Genomic DNA, 18,936 nt, shown 5'->3' on the forward strand with positions numbered 1-18,936 from the left:
ACGCTCGCTGACCACGATCGGAATCGCAATCGCAATTCCCATCAGTGCCTCGCCGGTAATCAGGCCAGCGGAGAACAGCACGCCGGGGCGATGCACGCGATCGCGCAGGCTTTCGTCATGCGTGCCGACGATGCCGTGGCGCTTCTCGACGATGTGCGCCAGCAGCCCGCCAAGGAAGATCGGCACCATCAGCTCCAGCGGCAGGTAGATACCGATGGCAGCCGCCAGCACCGGCACGCGGAAGCTGGAATTGCGCGACTTCAGCCAGCCATCGAAGGCAATCACGGCAGCACCAATCACGCCGCCGGCGATAATCATGTCCCACGGCAACTTGCCGCCGAACAGGCCCTGCGCCACCGATGCCATCAGCGTGGCCTGCGGCGCCTGCAACGATCCCGGGCGAGTGGGGTCACCGATGCCGTAAGCCTGCGCCAGCAGGTTCAGCACCGGCGCCATGATCAGTGCGCAGGAGAACGCGCCGATGCCCAGCATCAGCTGCTGCTTCCACGGTGTTGCGCCGACGATGTAACCGGCCTTGAGGTCCTGCAGGTTGTCGCCACCGACCGCCGCCGCGCAGCACACCACCGCGCCGATCATGATCGCGGCTACTGCGCCGATCTTGGAGTCGCTGCCCAGCAGCAGCATCAACACCACGGAAGCAAAGAGAATGGTGGCGATGGTGATGCCCGACACCGGGTTGTTGCTTGATCCGACCAGCCCCGCGAGATAGGCCGACACCGACACGAACAGGAAACCGGCCACGATCATGATGAGCGTCATCGGCACGCTCACGCCCCAGTTCTGCACGATGGCCTGGTACAGGCCCAGCAGCGGCAGCACGAACAGCAGCAGCGCGATCAGCATCCACTTCATCGGCAGGTCGCGTTCGGTTTCCGGCAGGTCAGCGCCGCCCGAGCCCTTGCGCGCTGCCGCGATGCCGCTCTTCACGCCCGACAGCAGCGACTTGCGCAACGAGAACAGCGTCCAGATGCCGCCGATCAGCATGGTGCCAACGCCGAGGTAGCGCACCTTCTCCGCGCGGATCAGGCCGGCGGCATCGGCAGCGCTCAGGCCGGCGAGCTGGGTGGCGAAGGTGGGATCGAACGAGGCCGCGTAGGCGTGGTAGATCGGGATCGCGATGTTGTAGGCAAGGATGCTGCCGGACACCACGACTATCCCGATGTTCAGGCCAACGATGTAGCCCACGCCCAGCAGCGCCGGCGACAGCCCGGTGCCCATGTAGCCAAGGTATTTGCCGAAGAAGCCCGCACCTGCCGCGTTGTCCGGGATCATGCGCAGGCCACTTTCGGCAGCCAGTTTCACCAGCGCGCCGATGGTCGCGGAAAGCCCGAGGATCTTCAGGCCGGGGCCGGGGTTCTCGCCCGCCTTCAGCACTTCCGCCGCCGCCTTGCCTTCCGGGAAGGGCAACGGGTCTTCCACGATCATCGAGCGCCGCAAGGGCACCGAGAACAGCACGCCCAGCAAACCGCCAAGGCCGGCAATCGCCAGCACCCACGAGTATTTGAAGTCCTGCCAGTAGCCCAGAATGATGAGCGCGGGAATGGTGAAGATCACGCCTGCGGCAATCGACGAACCCGCCGACGCACCGGTCTGCACGATGTTGTTTTCGAGGATGGTGCCGCCACCCAGCAACCGCAGCACGCCCATCGACACCACCGCCGCCGGGATCGCGGTGGCGATGGTCAGGCCCGCGAACAGGCCGAGGTAGGCATTCGCTGCGGACAAAATCATCGCCAGAATGACCGCCAGTACCACTGCGCGGAAGGTGAGCTGCGGTGCAGCAGAACCGGGGTTCGTCATCGTCCCACTCCGATGGAATGCAATCGCCGCAACCTAAACGCTGCCGGTTGGCAAGTCCAGTGCGGGACGCCATGCGCGCGCGATGCCGCACTGCGGCATTCCTTCAGGCCACCGGCATGGCTGCCGCGCTAAACTCCGGCATCCACCATTGCTGACGAGACCGAAGCATGCCCAACCCGCGCCCGCTCGCCATCGCCCTTGCCATCGCCCTGCTTGCCGGTGCGGCAGCCCCGGATGCACACGCCGCCAGGAAGAAGGCGGCGAAGTCCAAGACGCCCGCGGTCGCGGCGGAATGCACGGACTTCCACGCGCAGGCGAACAAGGACTGGCTGGCCGCAAACCCGATGCCGGGCAGCGGCGCGATCTCCTCGCTGGGCCAGCTCGCCGCCCGCGCGCAGCAGCAACAGCGCGACCTGCTGGATCAGGCGATGGCTTCGCCGCAGGACAGCGTGCAAAAACTGCTGGGCGATTTCTGGGCCAGCGGGCTGGACGAAGCCGCGATCGAACGCGATGGTGCAAACCCGGTTGCGCCGCTGCTCAAGCGCATCGACGGCATCAAGCGCAATACCGACGTGGCACCGGCCATCGCCGCGCTGCATCAGGTGGGCATCCCGGTGTTGTTCAATTTCAGTGCCGATGTCGATCTACGCGACTTGAGCCGGCATCTTGGCTACTTCAGCCAGGGCGGGCTGGGCCTGCCCGACCCGGCCTATTACACCCGCACCGACGCCGACACGCAGGCGCTGATGGGCCATTACACCGCCTACATCCACAAGATCCTGGCACTGACCGGCGTGCCCGAAAAGGAACGCGCGCAGCAGGCCGGCATGGTGCTGGACACCGAGCGCCGCATTGCCGCCATCGCGCGCCCGCTGGTTGACCTGCGCGATCCGCGCGCCAACTTTGCGCCGGTCGCAACGAGTGGCCTTGGCAAGCAGTACAAGAGCCTGCAGCTGGATGCCTTCCTGAAGGCGCAAGGCGTCAATGACGACACCGTCTCGCTGGTCAATCCGGAGATGTTCACCCAGCTTGATGCGATGGTGCGCACGCTGAAACCGGCGCAGTGGAAGGCCTATCTGCGCTGGCGCGTGGGCGATGCGATGGCGCCGTACATGGCGCGCGCATGGCGCGATGCCTCGTTCGATTTCCGCAACAAGCTGCTGCTAGGGCAGACCGAACCCGCACCGCGCTGGCAGCAGGTGCTGGACGCGATCAACCTGGCCGCCGGCCCGATGCTGGGTCGCCAGTACGCCGCGCGCCACCTGCCGGACGACACCCGCAGGCAGGCCGAACTGATCGCAGGCCAGGTGCGCGACGCACTCCGGCAGGGCATCGCGCGCAGCACCACGCTGGGCGCTGCGGCGAAGACGGAAGCATTGAAGAAGCTGGACGGCCTGCGTATCGAAATCGGCACGCCCAGGCGCGATCTGGACTACAGCGTGCAACCGATGGGGCGCGGCAGCTTTGGCGGCAACATGCTGATCGCATCAACGTGGCGGCACCGCGAGGAAATGAAGCGGATCGGCAGGAACAATGCCGAGCGCCGCTGGAACGTGCTGCCGCAGCAGCCGGCGCTGGCCTACGACCTGCCGCACAACCGCCTGATCGTGACCGCGGCGATGTTGCAGGCACCGGTACTGGATGCCGCGATGCCACTCGCTGCGCGCTATGGCGCATTCGGCGCATTGGTCGGCCACGAACTCAGCCACGCCGTCGATACGCGCGGGCGGCTGGTCGATGCCGACGGCAACATCCGCGACTGGTGGACGGGTGCCGAGGCCGCTGCATGGGACGCAACCGCACAGAAGGTGGTGGCGCTGTACGACGCCCTGCCCTATCCGCAATTGACCGGCATCAAGGTCAACGGTCGCCTGACCCGCGACGAAAACGTGGCCGACATGGCCGGGCTGGAACTGGCGCATGCCGCGCTGCGCGCCGCGCAGCCCAATGGTGGCGCACAGGCCGACCAGCAGTTCTACACCGGCTGGGCACAGGTCTGGGCGCAGCAGGTCACCGCCACCGAGGCGCAGCAGCGCAGCCTGCAGGAAGTGCGCGCACCCGGCGTGTGGCGCACCAATGCACCGCTGACCCAGCAGCCTGCGTTCGGTACCGCGTTTGGTTGCAAGATCGGCACGCCGATGCAGCCGAAGGTTGATGCTCCGATCCGCATTTTCGATTGATCTCGGATGTCGGTGCCGAGTGTGCTCGGCATGATTCACCGGCAATGCGGAGCAAGCTCCGCATCTACAACTGGCAGCGAGGTGCCGAGCTTGCTCGGCACGATTTGCTGACGCCCGGCGGTCTCGTTTACAACATCAATCAACGCACCATGCGCAGATCCGGCCCGCGCGAGCCGGGCGGTGGCTTGCGCCAGTGGCGGATCAGCAGCCAGCCGAACAACATGCCGCCGAGGTGGGCGAAGTGGGCCACGCCCGGCTGCAATCCGGTGAAGCCAAGCATCAGTTCGAACACGCCATAGACGATCACCAGCGTGCGCGCCTTCATCGGGATGGGCGGGAACAGCAGCATCACCCTGCGGTTCGGGAACATCATGCCGTAGGCCAGCAGCAGCCCGAACACGCCGCCGGATGCACCGATGGTGGAACCGATCTGCCCGTCCTGCATCACCATCCACGATGTCAAAAGCAACTGGCAGATGCCCGCACCCACCACGCAGGTCAGGTAATAGGTCAGGAACCGGCGGCTGCCCCATGCGTATTCCAGCGGCGCACCGAACATCACCAGCGCCAGCATGTTGAAGGCGATATGGGCGATGCCGGCGGGATCGTGCAGGAAGCCGTAAGTCAGCAACTGCCACGGCATGAACAACTGACCGCCTCCAAGTTGCGGAATCCCGCCCTGCACGTAGGGCCACAGCTCGAACATGGCGTAGCGGGCCTCGCCCAGCATCCACTGCAGCAGGAACGCCGCGATGTTGGCGATCAGCAGCGTCTTGGTGACGCGGGGCAGGCTTTGCAGCATCCGTGCGGGGTTCCGGTTTCGTTGCGGCGCATCATACGCCGCTCAGCGCGGTCGCCAGAGTGCCGCGTCGAGGGATTCATCATCCTTCGGCATGCGCACGCGCCCATCGCGCACGTTGACACCTTCCGCGCGCAGGCGCTGGCCCTGTTCCAGCCAGCCTGGCGAATCCTTCGGAAAGGCGATGCGCCCATCCGAGCGCAGGATGCGGTGCCAGGGCAATTGGGGGTCATCGGTCTGGCCGAGTACGCGCGCCACCATCCGCGCCCGTCCGGGCAGGCCGGCGCGGCGCGCGATCATGCCGTAGCCGGCCACCTGCCCGCGCGGCACGGCGCGGATCGCGGCAAGGATGCGTTCGGCGGCGGACAGGTCGGGCATCGCGGGATAGCATAGTCCCAACATCTGGGCCGGAGCCGCAGCGCATGGACAACTTCGAGCAGATCCGCAGCCATCTGGTTGCATCCGGTTACCGGATGACCCTGCAACAGCCCTTCGTGGCCTGCGTGGAATTGTCGCTGGCACAGGGCAAGCGGCATCAGGCGATCTTCCTGTCCGAACTGCAGGACGACGATGACCGCGACTACCTGCGCGTGAGTACCGCCATCGCCCCGATCACCGGCATCGACGCACGCCGCGCACTGGCCTTCAACTGGCACAGCCGGGTGGGTTATCTCGCCATCGGCGAACTGGACGGCGTGCCCTATCTGCAACTGTGCGAAAACCGCCCCTACGATTGCCTGGACGCGGCGGAAATCGACCGGCTGGTGCTGGAGATCGGCGGCATGGGCGACGAGATGGAACACCGCATCTCGGCGGGCGGCGACCTGTTGTAGGCGCGCGCATGAAGACCGTCGAAGTCCGCCATCCCCTCGTCCGCCACAAGCTGGGCATGCTGCGCGATATCGGCACCGACCCGGTGCTGTTTCGCCAGCTTGCCGGCGAAGTAGCCGCGCTGCTTGCGTTTGAAGCCACCCGCGACCTGCCCGTCGAAACACGCAAGGTGCCAACGTGGGCCGGCCCGCTGGAGGTCGATCACGTCCGTGGCGAACACCTCACGCTGGTACCGATCCTGCGTGCGGGGCTTGGCTTCCTGCCGGGTGTGCAGGCACTGCTGCCGGCAGCGCCGGTGAGCGTGATCGGTCTGCGCCGCAACGAGGCCACCCACCAACCGGAAGGCTATTACCAGCGGCTGGCCGACCGCATGGAACAACGCACGGCGCTGCTTATCGACCCGATGCTGGCAACCGGCGGCAGCGCGGTTGCGGCGATTGATCTGCTGAAGGCCGCAGGCTGCACGCGGATCAAGGGCATCTTCCTGGTCGCCGCGCCGGAAGGCCTGCGTGCGCTTGAAGCCGCGCATCCGGACATCGAAGTCTATGTGGCTGCCATCGATAAACGGCTGGACGAAAACGCCTACATCCTGCCGGGCCTAGGCGATGCCGGTGACAGGCTGTTCGGTACGCCGGTGGGTTGAGCACACCATGCGGAGCAAGCTCCGCATCCACGAAAAGCGCGCCAACTCTCTATCTGTAGATACCGTCTTGCTCGGCACATCGAGGACGCCCGACGGTCTAGCGAATCAAAGCGCCATCGGCAGCACGAATCGCCAGATGCCCAGCAGCGCCATCACGGTGAGCAGGGCAAAGGTCGTGGCCGCGCCAACAAAGCGCCCCGTCGAATAACCGGCGGAACCATTCAGCCCGATCGCATGCAGCACACGCGCAACCAGCAGCACGATGCCAAGCGTCCAGATCCACGCAGGGGCAAGCTGCGACAGCTCCAGCAGTGCCAGCATCAGCAGCGCCAGCGGCACGTACTCTGAAAAATTGCCGTGGACGCGCATCTTGCGGGTCATGGCCTCGTCACCGCCGGTACCCACGCCGATCCCACGCGCCCTGCGATGCAGCACCACGCGGAAACTCAGCACCACGAACAGCAGGACATGCAGCGAAGCGATCAGCAGGGTAATGCGCGGCATCATGCGGCTTCTCCAAGCAGTGGGCGGGCGTGCAGCTGCGCGTGTTCGTGCGTGGTGCCGAACTTGCCCTTCTCGTCACGCACCACCTGCGCCAGTGCGCAGCCGGTGTCGTGGGTGAAGAACAGGCGCACGTTACGCGCCAGTTTGTCTTCGAGGAAGGCGCGCTTCTCGTCGATCAACAGTTCCGCATTGCGGTCGTAGCCCATGGTGATCGGCACGTGTACCCACGGCCTGCCGGGGATCAGGTCGGCGCAGAACACCACGCCGCCGTGCGCTTCACCATCGATCCGTTCAGGGCCAACGATCTCGGCCAGCATCAATCCCGGCGTGTGTCCATCGCTGAAGGAGAACCGCACGCCGCTTCCCAGCGCCTGCGACCAGTCGCCATCGACCAGTTCCAACCTGCCACTGGCTTCCAGCAGGCCCGGCAGTTCCGGGATGAAGCTGGCGCGGTCGCGCGGATGCGGATGCAGTGCGCGCTGCCAATGCTGCTTGCCGATCACGAATGTCGCGTTGGGGAACAGCAAGCGCGGCGGCTCGCCTTCCGACCATGGCGCCAACAGGCCACCGGCATGGTCGAAATGCAGATGCGAGAGCACCACGACATCGATGTCCTCATGCGAAAACCCTGCCGCCGCCAACGACTCCAGCAAGACGTGGTTCTGTTCGATCACGCCATAGCGCTGCCGCAGTTCCGGCGGGAAAAACGCGCCGATGCCGGTTTCGAACAGCACGGTCTTGCCATTGAGTGGCGATGCCAGCAGCGCGCGGCAGGCCAGGTCGATGCGGTTGTCGGCATCGACTGTTGTCCAGCGCTGCCACAGCGCGCGCGGCGCATTGCCGAACATCGCGCCGCCGTCGAGCTTCTGCGAGTTGCCAAGGATCGACCAGAGTTTCATGCAGCGAGTTTACGCGCCTCACGTCATTCCGGCGTCGCTCCTGACAGCCGAATGGCTGTCCAAGCCGGAATCCAGTTTCTGATCTTCTGGAGCAACGGCAAGAGCTAGATTCCGGCTTTCGCCGGAATGACAGCTATTCAAACTACGGCAACGGCAACACTTCGGCCTTGCCCACCGGATTGCGCGGGTCGGTGCCGCCGCGCAGCACGTTGGCGGCGCGATCCCACTCCACGGTCTGCAGGTTGCCCCAGACGTGGCTGGAACCGCGCCCGCCCTCGGCCTCGTCGGGCGGCAGTTCCAGCTTGTGCCCCAGCGCCTGCAGCGCACGCACGGTTTCGGCGGTGAAGGCCTTGGGTTCGGCTTCGATCGCGTCCGGCCACCACTGGTGGTGATAGCGCGGCAAGGCCGCGACCTGTTGCGCGTCCAGACCGGCGTCGTAACCCAGGATGCCCAGCAGCACCATGGTGATGATGCGGGTGCCGCCCGGCGTTCCCAGCACCGCCACCTTGCCGGGTGATTCCATGAAGGTCGGCGTCATCGAGCTGAGCATGCGCTTGCCCGGCTTCGGCGAATTCGCCTCATAGCCCATCACCCCGAAGGCGTTGGGCGTGCCGGGTTTCAGCGCGAAGTCGTCCATCTCGTCGTTGAGCAGCACGCCGGTACCGGGTGCGACCAGGCCGGAGCCGTACAGCAGGTTCACGGTCTGGGTGCCGGCAACGCGGTTGCCCTGCGCATCGATGATCGAGAAATGGGTGGTTTCCTCGTCCTCCATCGGCGTGGGCTGGCCCGAGAGCATGTCGCTGGGCGTGGCCTTGGCCGGGTTGATGGTTGCGCGCAGGCCGGCGGCATAGTCACTGCTGGTCAGCGTCTTCATCGGGACATCGACAAAATCCGGATCGCCCAGATAGAAGGTGCGGTCACGGAAGGCGCGGCGCATCGATTCGGCCACCAGATGCACCTGCTCCGCCTGCGGCATCGCCTTCAGGTCGTAGGGTTCCAGGATTTGCAGCATCTGCGCCAGCGCGATGCCGCCCGACGACACCGGCGGCGCGGTGACAATGTCCCAGCCGTGATAGCGGAAGCGGATCGGCTCGCGCTCCTTGACGGCGTAGCCGGCCAGTTCCGCCAGCGTCCACTTGCCACCGCTGGCGTTGACCCCGGCGACCAGCCGCTTCGCGGTGGTGCCGCGATAGAAGCCATCGAAACCCTGCTCGGCCAGCCGCTGCAAGGTGGCAGCCAGGTCGGGCTGGCGGAACAGCTCGCCTTCGCGGATCGGCTTGCCGCCCGGCGAGAACACCGCGCGCGTGCCGGGGTAGCGCTCCATCACCGTGCGCTTGGCTTCATAGCCGCGCGCCATCCGCGCATACACCGGGAACCCTTCGCGGGCGATGCGGATGGCCGGTGCCAGCGACTGCTTCAGCGGCAACTTGCCGTAGGTTTCGGCCACATGCACCAGCATCGCCGGCAGGCCGGGGATGCCGGCCGACCACGGGCCGTTCTGCGCGCGGTCACGGTCAAGATTGCCGTCCTTGTCGAGGAATGCCTGCGGCGTGGCGGCAGCGGGCGCGGTCTCGCGCGCATCGATGAACACATCGCGCCCGCTGCGGGCATCGTGCAGCAGCCACAGGCCACCGCCACCCAGCCCGGAGCTGATCGGCTCGACCACCGACAGCGCCGCCGACACCGCCACTGCGGCATCGAAGGCATTGCCGCCCTGCTTCAGCACGTCGATGCCGGCTTCGGTCGCCAGCGCATGCGCCGATGCCACCGCTGCGCCCGGCGGACGCGCATCCGTCGAAGCCTGCGCGAACGCCAGCAGCGGCAGCAGCAACAGGGCACTCGTCAACAGCGTGGACAATCGTTTCATGCTGCCTTGTCTCCTTGTCCTTGCAGGCGCGCCAGCTTGGCCAGCAGGTCGTCCTGCGTTTCGGGGAAATCGGGATCGGGGTCGATACATTCGACCGGGCAGACCACAACGCATTGCGGCTCGTCGAAATGCCCCACGCATTCGGTACACAGGGCCGGATCGATCACGTAGATCTCCGCGCCCATCGAGATCGCCTTGTTCGGGCAGGCGGGCTCGCAGACATCGCAGTTGACGCAGAGCTCGTTGATCTTCAGCGACATCGGGAGAATCCACCCATCATCCGGCCTGCGACCACCTTCGTCCCGATGGCATGTGACGAAGCAACATCATGTCCCTCTCCCCGCCTGCGGGGAGAGGGTGCCGAAGGCGGGCGAGGGGTTCGCGCTTACTTCGCTTCGACGAAAACGTAGTTCACGCCCGCAGGCGTAACCGCCGCCTTGACGCGCTCGCCCAGGATCGGCGTGCCGACATAGATCACCTTCACGTCCTTCATGCTGCCCGCCGGCACCTGCTTGAACGCGACTTCCAGCATCTCGGCCGTCTTTTCCTGCGCGGGCGATGCAAACACCAGCATGTTGCCGGCAATGATGCCGCGTCCCAGATCCTGCTCCAGCTTCTCCAGCAGGCGCTCGTACTGGCCGCCGAAGTCCTCGTTCTTCTCGCTGGGCAGGAAATAGACGAACGGGCTGTTGGTGATGCCGTCCATGTTGCGGGTGGCAACGTCGTTCACGTAGGCACGCCAGGCGGTGACATCGTCGGTGGTCGGCACCGACAGCGGTGCCTGCACCACTTCCACCTTCGCTTCTTCCTTCTTGCAGGCGGAAAACGGCAACACGAGGCAGGCAATCACGAACAGGCGGGTCAAGGTCTTCATGGGTGTTCCCCCGGTATGGCTGTGGATGGAATCACGTCGCTGTTGGCAGCAACGCGGGTGGCGTGCGGGCCCATCATCCGGCCCTGCTCCGCCTGTGCGCTTCGAGCGCAGCCGCCACGGCGGCAGGCACGAAGCCGGAAACGTCGCCGCCAAGGCGCGAGATTTCGCGCACCAGCGACGACGAGATGAAACCGTATTGTTCGGCGGGGGTGAGGAACAAGGTCTCCACCTCCGGGATCAGGTGGCGATTCATGCTTGCCATCTGGAACTCGTATTCGAAATCCGACACCGCGCGCAGGCCGCGCAGCAACACGCCGGCCCCGCAACCGCGCACGAAATGCGCCAGCAGCGAATCAAACCCGCGCACTTCCACGTTGGCATGGTGCGACAGCGCATCGCGCGCCAGCTGCACGCGCAGCTCCAGCGGCAGCGCCGGGCCCTTGGTGGGGCTTGCGGCCACGCCCACGATCAGCCGCTCGAACAACGGCGCGGCGCGATCCACCAGATCAAGATGGCCGTTGGTGATCGGGTCGAACGTGCCCGGATAAACCGCGGTGCGCTTCGCAACGCTCATGTCGTCAGGGATTGGCCGCTGGCTGGGATTGCGCCAGTGTAGCGCGCCGGTACAAGGCATAGCGCACCTCGCGGGTGCGGTTTTCGCGATGCAGCACCCATTCCGCCGGAACCACGGGCACGTGGCCTGCGGGCGATTCCAGATAAAGCCAGCCGGTCGCCGCCATCCGCGCCGGCAGTGCCGCCAGCACCGCATCCCACAGGCCGGCGGCGAATGGCGGATCGACGAAGGCGATGTCGAAGCATTCCGTCTGCGCCCCACGCAGCCATGCCAGCGCATCAGCGCGCTGCACCGCCACCTGTCCCGCCGCATCCAGCCGGTTCACCGCTGCTTGCAGCGCATGCGCCAGCGCCGGGTCGGCTTCGACCAGTTGCGCGAATGCCGCCCCGCGCGAAACCGCCTCCAGCCCCAGCGCTCCGCTGCCGGCAAACAGGTCCAGCACCCGCGCGCCGGGCAATACGGGTTGCAGCCAGTTGAACAGGGTTTCGCGCACCCGGTCGGAGGTCGGGCGCAGGCCGGGGCTGTCCGGCACCGGCAGGCGGGTGCCGCGCCAGTGGCCGCCAATGATGCGGACACTGCCGGAACCACCGCCGCGTGCCTGCGGGTGTCGTGCGTTCATCAAAGCTTGCCGGGTGCGAGTGCTACCATGCGCGCCATTCTCGCCCATCCGCATGCGCTGCCGCGCAAAGCGCCGATTCCCGCACGTCACGCACGCATGGTCAGCTGGTTCCGCCGCAACAAGCCCGCCCCCGAAACGCCCCGCCCGCAGCCCGGCGAGGAGCCGGCTGTCGCTTTGCCGGAACAGCCGCAGGCGGTCGTCGAAGACGCATCCCAGCCTGCCCCGGCAGCGCCAGGCAAACCCGGCTGGCGGCAGCGCATCACCAGCGTCCTCACCCGCGACATCACCGAGCTGTTCGGGCGCAACCCGAAGCTGGACGATGACCTGCTGGACGAAATCGAAACCGCCCTGCTCACCGCCGACGTTGGCGTAAACGCCAGCACCCAGTTGGTGGAAGCGATGCGCAAGCGGATGAAGGCGCGTGAATTCGCCGATGCCAATGCCCTGCTCAAGGCGCTGCGCGCCGAACTGGTGGCGATGCTGGTGCCGGTGGCGCAGCCGCTGCAGATCGACACATCGAAGCAGCCCTTCGTCATCCTCACCGTGGGCATCAACGGGGCCGGCAAGACCACCACCATCGGCAAGTTGGCGCGCCGTTACAAGGACGAGGGCCGCAGCCTGATGCTGGCCGCTGGCGACACCTTCCGCGCCGCCGCCGTCGCCCAGTTGCAGGCATGGGGCGAACGCAACGGCGTTGCGGTGGTGGCGCAGGGGCAGAATGCGGATGCCGCTTCGGTGGCGTTCGACGCATTGCAGGCCGCGAAGTCGCGCGGCGTTGACGTGCTGATCGCCGACACCGCCGGACGCCTGCACACGCAAGGCGGGCTGATGGATGAACTGGCGAAGGTCGGCCGCGTGCTGGGCAAGCTGGATGCAGAAGCACCGCACGAAGTGCTGATGGTGATCGACGGCACCACCGGCCAGAACGCGATCAACCAGGTGCGCGAGTTCGGCAAGAAGGTGCGCGTCACCGGCCTGGTCGTCACCAAGCTGGACGGCACCGCCAAGGGCGGCGTGGTGTTCGCGCTGGCACGCGAGTTCGGCATCCCGATCCGCTACGCCGGCATCGGCGAGCGCCCGGAAGACCTGCGGGTGTTTGATGCCGAGGCATTCGTCGATGCATTGCTTCCCGAATCGCTGGGCGGGTGACGCCGACGCGCTTTTTTTGCTCGTCACTCCCGCGAAAGCGGGAGTCCAGCTCTTGATCGATGAACCGCGATGAAGCGCGTCATTCGCATCGCCATCGTCACCTTCGCCATCCTCCTGATGGCCCTGCTCCTGCTCGGCTGGCTGCTGCAACCGCAGCGCGCGGGCCGCTATCTGCTGCGCACGCTGGGCAACACGCTCGGCCTTGAAATCACCGCCACCGGCATCGACTACCGTCTGCGCGGCACGCCGCAACTGGTATTGCGCGATGTCGAAGCCATGCGCACGGGCGACCAGCCGCTGCTGCGTGCGCGGCGCGTATTCGTCTCGCTGCCGTGGCGCACGCTGCGCACGCGCGGCGATGATCTCGTCGTGCAGCGCATCGAACTGGATGCACCCACGCTGGACATCCCGGCATTGCAGCGCTGGCTGGCAACGCGCCCGCCCGGTGGTGAGACGCGGCTGCCAACGCTGACCGACGGCCTGCGCATCGTCGATGGCCGCATCGACAACGACGACTGGAACATCGACGGCCTGCATATCGACGTGCCCACGCTGCATCCCGCGCAGGCGCTGCGCGCCCGCGTGCGTGGGCGCTATTTCGCGGCACCGCTTTCGATTCCCGCCGATCTTGCGATCACGCTGGAACATCCCGACCGCCTGCTCGCAGGCCGTGCAAGCGGCATCGCCAGCGTTGGCACGCTGTCGTTTTCGCAGCCCGGCTGGCAGGTGCCGGCGCAGGTCTTTCTTGCCGGGCCGCTGCGCATCGGCAGGGATTCCGCATTGATGAAACCGGCCAAGGTCGGCATCGCCGCGCACTACAAATCGGCATCCAGCGAACTGCCGTTCCGGCTGGGCCTGCATGGGCCGATGTCCTTCAACAAGGCGACCTGGCGCTTCGTGCCGGTCACCGTGGTGCTGGACGGCAGCGGCGCGATCCCGGATGCGCGCGCGCGCGGCAGCCTCTCGGTGGGCCGCGTGCTGCGCGTGAAGCTGGACGGCAGCATCAAGGACTGGCCGGATACTTGGCCGGCATTGCCCGCACCGCTTTCGCGGTCTTCTTCTGCGATGCCGTTCGCACTGGATTATCAAGGCGGCATCGATTTTTCCGATATCGCTTCATTGCAACTGCAACGCGATGACGCCCGCTTCGACACACGCTTCCGTCTGCCCGCCGTGCTCACATGGCTGGATGCAAAAGCCGCTTCGCCATTGCCACCGCTGCAAGGCACGCTGTCGGTGCCGCGCGTGGAAGTGTCCGGCGCGACGCTTGAAGGCGTCGAAATCGAAATCGACGACACGCCGTGAACAGCACGCCGTGAACAGCGAACGCGATATCGCCACGCGCCTGCTGGCGTGGTTCGACCGCCACGGTCGCCATGACCTGCCCTGGCAGCACCCGCGCACGCCGTACCGCGTGTGGCTGAGCGAAATCATGCTGCAGCAGACGCAGGTCTCGGTGGTGACCGGCTACTTCGACCGCTTCGTCGCCGCCCTGCCCGAGCTACCGGCGCTGGCGCGCGCGCCGCAGGACGACGTGCTGGCGCTGTGGTCGGGACTTGGCTACTACGCCCGCGCCCGCAACCTGCACGCAGCGGCAAAGCGCTGCGTCGAAAATCATGATGGCGACCTGCCGCGCGACCTGGACGCGCTCATCGCACTGCCCGGCATCGGCCGCAGTACCGCCGGCGCGATCCTGTCGCAGGCATGGGGCGATGCCGCGCCGATCCTCGATGGCAACGTCAAACGCGTGCTGTGCCGGGTGTTCGGCATCGAAGGCTGGCCCGGCCTGCCCAAGGTCGAAAAGCAGCTATGGGCGATTGCCGAAACGCTGTTGCCCGATGCGCGGCTGGCCGACTGGACGCAGGCGCAAATGGATTTTGGCGCGACGCTATGTACCCGCGCCGATCCGGCCTGCGCGATCTGTCCGCTGCAGGACGTGTGTGTCGCGCGCATCGAAGGACGCACCGCCGAACTTCCGCATCCCAAGCCCGGCAAACCGCTGCCGGAACGCGAAACCCACATGCTGGTGCTGCGCGATGGCGAAGGCCGCGTGCTGCTGCAACGCAGGCCACCGGCCGGCATCTGGGCATCGCTGTGGTCGCTGCCGGAAGCGGAGGACACAGCATCGGCAAACATCGTGTTCGACAAACATGCACGCGGTGACTTCGCAAAGGCACGCACGGGCGAAACGATCCAGCACGGCTTCAGCCATTACCGCCTGCGCATCCAGCCGCTGCACATCGATAACGTGAAGCCGCGCAACGCGGTGGGCGATAATCCCGACCTGCGCTGGGCATCGCGCGCGGAACTGGCCGGGATCGGCCTGCCTGCGCCGGTGCGGCGATTGATCGACAAGGAATGAAAGATGACGAGGATGGTGCATTGCGAAGTGGACGGCATCGAGACCGAAGGCCTCGACTTCCCGCCCTGGCCCGGCGAGGCCGGCAAGCGCGTGTTCGCAAGCGTCGGCAAACCGGCCTGGCAGCGCTGGCTGGCGCACCAGACCATGCTCATCAACGAGAACCGGCTGTCACCGCTCAACCCGCAGCACCGCGCCTTCCTTGAAGGCGAGATGCTGAAGTTCCTGTTCGGCGGCGGTGCCGAAGCACCCGCCGGTTACGTGCCGGAAGCCTGAGCCTTCGCTTCCAGCTGCTTGCGCGCGGCGCGCAGCGCCTTGACGTCGAGCGGGCGGATTTCGCGGATCTGGCAGCTGATTTCCGAGCCCGGCACGATCACCTTGTCGAACCGCGACAGGGTCATGCCGTTCATCGTGGACACCTTCAGGAACGGGGAACCACTGCCCCAATCCAGGCACGGCCCGGACAGGTCGAGCAGCCAGCTTTCATTGGGCCGCATCTCCAGCACCACGTGCTGGTCGTCAACCCGGTCCCAACCGATGGGTTCTAGATAGCGCACCTGGTTCACCGGCGCACCCGCATGCGCCATGTACATCGCAAGGCGATCACTGTCGCCAAGACGGTTGCTGGCGCAACCCGAAAGGGTCAGCACCACAAGCACGGAAACGAGAACGGCTTTCATGGCAGGACTCCAATGCGGCGATGCGCCCCATCATCCGCCCGCAAAGCCCAACGGACGCTTTACCCATGCAAGCCCCCCTGCAAGGACATTCAGCGCCGGGGCTGCTTGCCCTGCCCGCCCCGCATCCGTATCATGCGCGGCTCGCTTCGGCCTTTGGCTCGGTAGCTCAGTTGGTAGAGCAGGGGATTGAAAATCCCCGTGTCGGCGGTTCGATTCCGTCCCGAGCCACCATCCGAAGTGGGCGCAAACGCAAGCCCTGCAACGGTTTCAGCCGATGCGGGGCTTTTTGTTTGTGACATCGACTCTCTTATCGCCCTCTCCACGTCCCTACTCCACCCCTACTTGCCGCAGGCTAGGACAGCTGGATCAGGGCCACTTGTCCGATTGAACACAGCTTTTGCACGCTGCCACATTCGCAGCGAACATTCGCTTTTCTCTTGCACGCCAAGAACATCCAAGACCCCGCCGTTGGCGGGGTTTCTGCCTCTGGCGACTCGCTTTTCCAGCGCACCGCCGAACAGCCGCGCGGCAAGGTCGGCTTCCGGCGGGAGGGCGGCGCGCGCATCTTCGACATCACCCTGCTGGAAGGCAAGGACGCATCGACGTTCATGCACGAGATGGGGCATGTCTATCTGGAAATGCTCAACGGTCTGGCCGCGCGCCCGGAAGCGCCGCAGCAGGTGCGCGACGATCTGGCGACGATTGACGCATGGCTGGGCCGGGAGGCCGGCAAACCGCTGACCGATCACCGCAGCCGCACGGTCACGCACGCCGGCGAACGCTCATCGATTGGGCCGGCATCTGCCATGATTCTTGACGCGGATGCTGATTTGTGACCCAATTCAGGGGAACACTTTGAGGCGCCCCCCATGCACACCTTCACCATCCGCGAACTGCGAGAGCGCTCCGGTGACCTCAGCCGTGAAGCTGACGAAGGGCGGCTTGCGCTCGTCACCCGCCACGGGCAGCCGCTGTTCGTCAGCGTTCCCTTCACCGATGAGTTGCTGGAGGCGGGCGTCCATACGGCATTGGCCGTGAACCTGTTCAAGAGCGGCGAGATGACCTCCGCGCGCGCCGCCAAGGTGGCCCGGATGAGCCTGCCGCAGTTTCTGGCCCATCTGTCTGCGCAGGGCATCCCGGTGGTCGATCACGACCCGGCGGAACTGGAGCAGGAACTCGCTGCCTTCGATGCGGCGCAATGAGTCGGCCTGTCGTCGTTTCCGATTCCGGGCCACTGATTGCGCTGGCCGGATGCGGTCAACTGGAACTGCTGGTCGCCGTCTTCGATGTGCTCCATGTGCCGCAAAAGGTGCTGGATGAAACCACGGCAGATCGCTCGCGCCCGGGTGCGGTCGACATCGCTGCCTTCGTTCAGGCCCGCGCGCAGGTGCATCCCAACCGCGATGACGCCGTCTATGCCGCTGCCGTCGGCCACCTCGACGAAGGCGAGGCGCAGGCCCTGAGCCTTGCGCACGCCCTGGACTGCGGCGTGCTGATGGACGAGCGTCGTGGTCGCCAAACCGCGACCCGCCAAGGCGTGCCCCTGTTCGGTGTGCTGGGTGTGCTGCTGCAAGCCAAGCGCATCGGCAAGCTCGAACGCGTCGCGCCTGCATTGGAGAGGATGCAGGCCAGCGGCTACCGTATTTCGCAGGCGCTGATCGATCAAGCCTTGCGTCTCGCGGACGAGACCCGCTGATCCATCAAACGGCCAAATTGTCGAAGCCACAGCCTCAAGGCCAAGGCGTTACTATCTGGCTCTGAACGCGGGCACGGGGTCGGTTCCGTGTTTCGCCACCATCCGAAGCGAACGCAAACGCAAGCCCTGCAACGGTTTCAGCCGATGCGGGGCTTTTCGTTTGTGGGATCTGACGGTCAAATCGCCCGCGCTCAGGGCCGCAGCAGCTTCGGGTTCGAGGTGCCCCAGATGGTGTACTGGTCGGCCAGGATCACGCCCGTGATCCGCTCGATCTCGGCCTGGGTGATCTCCTCCGCGCCCTGCTTGCCGAACAACACGACCTCGTCGCCGATTTCGACGCCGGGGATGTCGGTCACGTCCACCATCGTGGTGTTCATGGTGACGCGGCCCACCACCGGTGCGCGCTGCCCGCGAACCAGCACGCTGCCGCTGTTCGAGAACGCACGGCGGTAGCCGTCCGAATACCCCACGGGGAGATTGGCGAGCAGCGAGTCCCGCTTCAGGGTGTAGGTGCGGTCGTAACTCACCGTGTCACCCGCCGGATACGCATTGACCGCAGCCACGCGCGTCTTGAACGAGGCGGCGTGCGCAAACGGTGGCTTGGGCGTGCCGCCGTAGCCGTACAGCGCGCCGCCGGGGCGCACCATGTCCAGGTGCGATTCGGGGATGTTCTGGACGGCGAAGGAATTGGCAGCGTGCAGGAGCACGTCCTGCCGCCGCAGCGTGGTGTTGGCGAACAGCCATGCGGCCTGTGACTTGAAGGTCTCCACGCCCTGCAGGATGTCGTCGCGTTCCTCGGTCGGGAAGTGGGTCATCATGCCGACGATCCGCAAGCCCTCCAGCTTCGCAATCTCCAGCGCATCCTGCCTGCCCTGCGCGACGTGCATCTCGATCCCGTTGCGGCTCATGCCCGCCGAATTGAGCGCCAGATGCACGCGCAATGTCCGCCCGCGCCTGCGGGCGATGCCGGCCATGCTTCTTGCCGCGGCAAGATTGCCTGCCAGTTCCTCGACCTTGAAGGGCCATGCGTCCTCGACCTCGTCCGGGGTGGCCGCACGCACCCGCAACAGGCGTCCCTTGAAACCGCAGGCGCGCGCCACCCGTGCTTCCTCGTTGCTGGCGATGCCGACACAGGGAAAGCCCGCCGCGAGGATGCTGGGCATCGCAAGCTCGATGCCAATGCCGTAGGCGTCGGCCTTCATCACCGCACATACCTGCGCACCACCGACCAGCATCGACCGGATCAGCCCGATGTTGTGATCGAGCACGGCGGGATCGACCTCGATCCACGCATTGGATTCCGCGTGCGCCCGCTGCTGCGCGCGCAGCAGCGGCGACGCATGCGCATCGATGGCGGCAACAACCGCCAAACCGACCGAGGCCGCTACGAAGCGGCGACGGCCGAAGGAAACGGGACTGCGATCGTGCATGGCGTCCTCCG

At 66.1% G+C, this 18,936-nt stretch carries 22 protein-coding genes and 1 tRNA gene; 11 read left to right on the plus strand and 12 right to left on the minus strand.

Going from position 1 to position 18,936, the window contains the following annotated elements:
* Window positions 1–1,821: OPT family oligopeptide transporter (locus QM612_RS05765; protein WP_415252946.1), on the minus strand; the 1,821-nt coding region annotated here is incomplete at its 3' end.
* A 167-nt stretch (window positions 1,822–1,988) separates the two neighbouring features.
* Between QM612_RS05765 and QM612_RS05770 the strand changes: the two genes are divergently transcribed.
* Window positions 1,989–4,001 (plus strand): M13-type metalloendopeptidase, encoded by a 2,013-nt coding sequence (locus tag QM612_RS05770; protein ID WP_415252947.1) that lies wholly within the window; start codon window positions 1,989–1,991, stop codon window positions 3,999–4,001.
* Window positions 4,002–4,140: 139 nt separating this feature from the next.
* Here QM612_RS05770 and QM612_RS05775 read toward each other — a convergent pair whose 3' ends face one another.
* Window positions 4,141–4,803 (minus strand): rhomboid family intramembrane serine protease, encoded by a 663-nt coding sequence (locus QM612_RS05775; protein WP_415252948.1) that lies wholly within the window; start codon window positions 4,801–4,803, stop codon window positions 4,141–4,143.
* 42 nt (window positions 4,804–4,845) lie between these two features.
* A complete protein-coding gene (locus tag QM612_RS05780) occupies window positions 4,846–5,178 on the minus strand; it encodes an MGMT family protein (RefSeq protein WP_415252949.1) in 333 nt (110 codons plus the stop codon).
* Between the two features lie 44 nt (window positions 5,179–5,222).
* Between QM612_RS05780 and QM612_RS05785 the strand changes: the two genes are divergently transcribed.
* Together QM612_RS05785 and upp are read left to right on the plus strand one after the other, a co-directional pair.
* Window positions 5,223–5,633, plus strand: a complete 411-nt coding sequence (locus QM612_RS05785; RefSeq protein WP_415252950.1) for a hypothetical protein — start codon at window positions 5,223–5,225, stop codon at window positions 5,631–5,633.
* A gap of 8 nt (window positions 5,634–5,641) precedes the next feature.
* Window positions 5,642–6,274: a uracil phosphoribosyltransferase gene (gene upp, locus QM612_RS05790; protein ID WP_415252951.1), complete on the plus strand. Its 633-nt coding sequence runs from the start codon at window positions 5,642–5,644 to the stop codon at window positions 6,272–6,274.
* 105 nt (window positions 6,275–6,379) lie between these two features.
* On the opposite strand, the gene QM612_RS05795 is transcribed toward upp, so the two are convergent.
* The 7 genes from QM612_RS05795 to rsmD form a co-directional block, all read right to left on the minus strand.
* Window positions 6,380–6,781, minus strand: coding sequence for an MAPEG family protein (locus tag QM612_RS05795; RefSeq protein WP_415252952.1), 402 nt, complete (start codon window positions 6,779–6,781; stop codon window positions 6,380–6,382).
* Window positions 6,778–7,677: an MBL fold metallo-hydrolase gene (locus QM612_RS05800; protein WP_415252953.1), complete on the minus strand. Its 900-nt coding sequence runs from the start codon at window positions 7,675–7,677 to the stop codon at window positions 6,778–6,780. Before QM612_RS05800 ends, QM612_RS05795 begins: the two co-directional genes overlap by 4 nt.
* A 142-nt stretch (window positions 7,678–7,819) precedes the next feature.
* Window positions 7,820–9,544: a gamma-glutamyltransferase gene (ggt, locus tag QM612_RS05805; RefSeq protein WP_415252954.1), complete on the minus strand. Its 1,725-nt coding sequence runs from the start codon at window positions 9,542–9,544 to the stop codon at window positions 7,820–7,822.
* Window positions 9,541–9,804 carry a YfhL family 4Fe-4S dicluster ferredoxin gene (locus tag QM612_RS05810; RefSeq protein ID WP_415252955.1) on the minus strand — a complete coding sequence of 88 codons (264 nt, stop codon included), beginning with the start codon at window positions 9,802–9,804 and terminating at the stop codon, window positions 9,541–9,543. Before QM612_RS05810 ends, ggt begins: the two co-directional genes overlap by 4 nt.
* A 125-nt stretch (window positions 9,805–9,929) precedes the next feature.
* Window positions 9,930–10,418, minus strand: a complete 489-nt coding sequence (locus tag QM612_RS05815) for a hypothetical protein (RefSeq protein ID WP_415252956.1) — start codon at window positions 10,416–10,418, stop codon at window positions 9,930–9,932.
* Between the two features lie 73 nt (window positions 10,419–10,491).
* Complete coding sequence (gene coaD / locus QM612_RS05820; protein WP_415252957.1) at window positions 10,492–10,992, minus strand: pantetheine-phosphate adenylyltransferase; 501 nt, start codon at window positions 10,990–10,992, stop codon at window positions 10,492–10,494.
* 4 nt (window positions 10,993–10,996) lie between these two features.
* Window positions 10,997–11,611, minus strand: a complete 615-nt coding sequence (gene rsmD, locus QM612_RS05825) for a 16S rRNA (guanine(966)-N(2))-methyltransferase RsmD (RefSeq protein WP_415252958.1) — start codon at window positions 11,609–11,611, stop codon at window positions 10,997–10,999.
* On the opposite strand from rsmD, the gene ftsY reads away from it, so the two are divergent.
* From ftsY to QM612_RS05845, 4 genes are all read left to right on the plus strand, one after another.
* A complete protein-coding gene (gene ftsY, locus QM612_RS05830) occupies window positions 11,546–12,760 on the plus strand; it encodes a signal recognition particle-docking protein FtsY (RefSeq protein ID WP_415252959.1) in 1,215 nt (404 codons plus the stop codon). The two genes, rsmD and ftsY, sit on opposite strands and share 66 nt — an antisense overlap.
* A gap of 69 nt (window positions 12,761–12,829) precedes the next feature.
* A complete protein-coding gene (locus QM612_RS05835) occupies window positions 12,830–14,065 on the plus strand; it encodes a hypothetical protein (RefSeq protein WP_415252960.1) in 1,236 nt (411 codons plus the stop codon).
* 10 nt (window positions 14,066–14,075) lie between these two features.
* A complete protein-coding gene (mutY, locus tag QM612_RS05840) occupies window positions 14,076–15,122 on the plus strand; it encodes an A/G-specific adenine glycosylase (protein WP_415252961.1) in 1,047 nt (348 codons plus the stop codon).
* A gap of 3 nt (window positions 15,123–15,125) precedes the next feature.
* Window positions 15,126–15,395, plus strand: a complete 270-nt coding sequence (locus QM612_RS05845) for an oxidative damage protection protein (RefSeq protein WP_415252962.1) — start codon at window positions 15,126–15,128, stop codon at window positions 15,393–15,395.
* On the opposite strand, the gene QM612_RS05850 is transcribed toward QM612_RS05845, so the two are convergent.
* The gene (locus QM612_RS05850) at window positions 15,377–15,799 is read right to left on the minus strand and encodes a DUF6491 family protein (protein ID WP_415252963.1); all 423 of its coding nucleotides are present in this window, start codon (window positions 15,797–15,799) and stop codon (window positions 15,377–15,379) included. The genes QM612_RS05845 and QM612_RS05850 overlap by 19 nt on opposite strands.
* Window positions 15,800–15,954: 155 nt before the next feature.
* Here QM612_RS05850 and QM612_RS05855 point away from each other — a divergent pair.
* From QM612_RS05855 to QM612_RS05870, 4 genes are all read left to right on the plus strand, one after another.
* Window positions 15,955–16,030: transfer RNA gene (locus QM612_RS05855), tRNA-Phe, on the plus strand.
* A gap of 206 nt (window positions 16,031–16,236) precedes the next feature.
* On the plus strand, window positions 16,237–16,635 hold the full coding sequence (locus QM612_RS05860) for a hypothetical protein (protein WP_415252964.1): 399 nt from the start codon (window positions 16,237–16,239) through the stop codon (window positions 16,633–16,635).
* 33 nt (window positions 16,636–16,668) lie between these two features.
* Entirely contained in the window at window positions 16,669–17,001 is a 333-nt protein-coding gene (locus QM612_RS05865; RefSeq protein ID WP_415252965.1) for a UPF0175 family protein, read from the plus strand.
* Window positions 16,998–17,495: a DUF3368 domain-containing protein gene (locus QM612_RS05870; protein WP_415252966.1), complete on the plus strand. Its 498-nt coding sequence runs from the start codon at window positions 16,998–17,000 to the stop codon at window positions 17,493–17,495. The genes QM612_RS05865 and QM612_RS05870 overlap by 4 nt, the downstream gene beginning before the upstream one ends.
* 191 nt (window positions 17,496–17,686) lie before the next feature.
* Here the strand turns inward: QM612_RS05870 and alr are convergent, their stop codons facing one another.
* Window positions 17,687–18,925, minus strand: a complete 1,239-nt coding sequence (alr, locus tag QM612_RS05875; protein WP_415252967.1) for an alanine racemase — start codon at window positions 18,923–18,925, stop codon at window positions 17,687–17,689.
* Window positions 18,926–18,936 lie beyond the last annotated feature (11 nt).

The organism is Thermomonas sp., assembly GCF_047606765.1.
GTDB lineage: Bacteria > Pseudomonadota > Gammaproteobacteria > Xanthomonadales > Xanthomonadaceae > Thermomonas.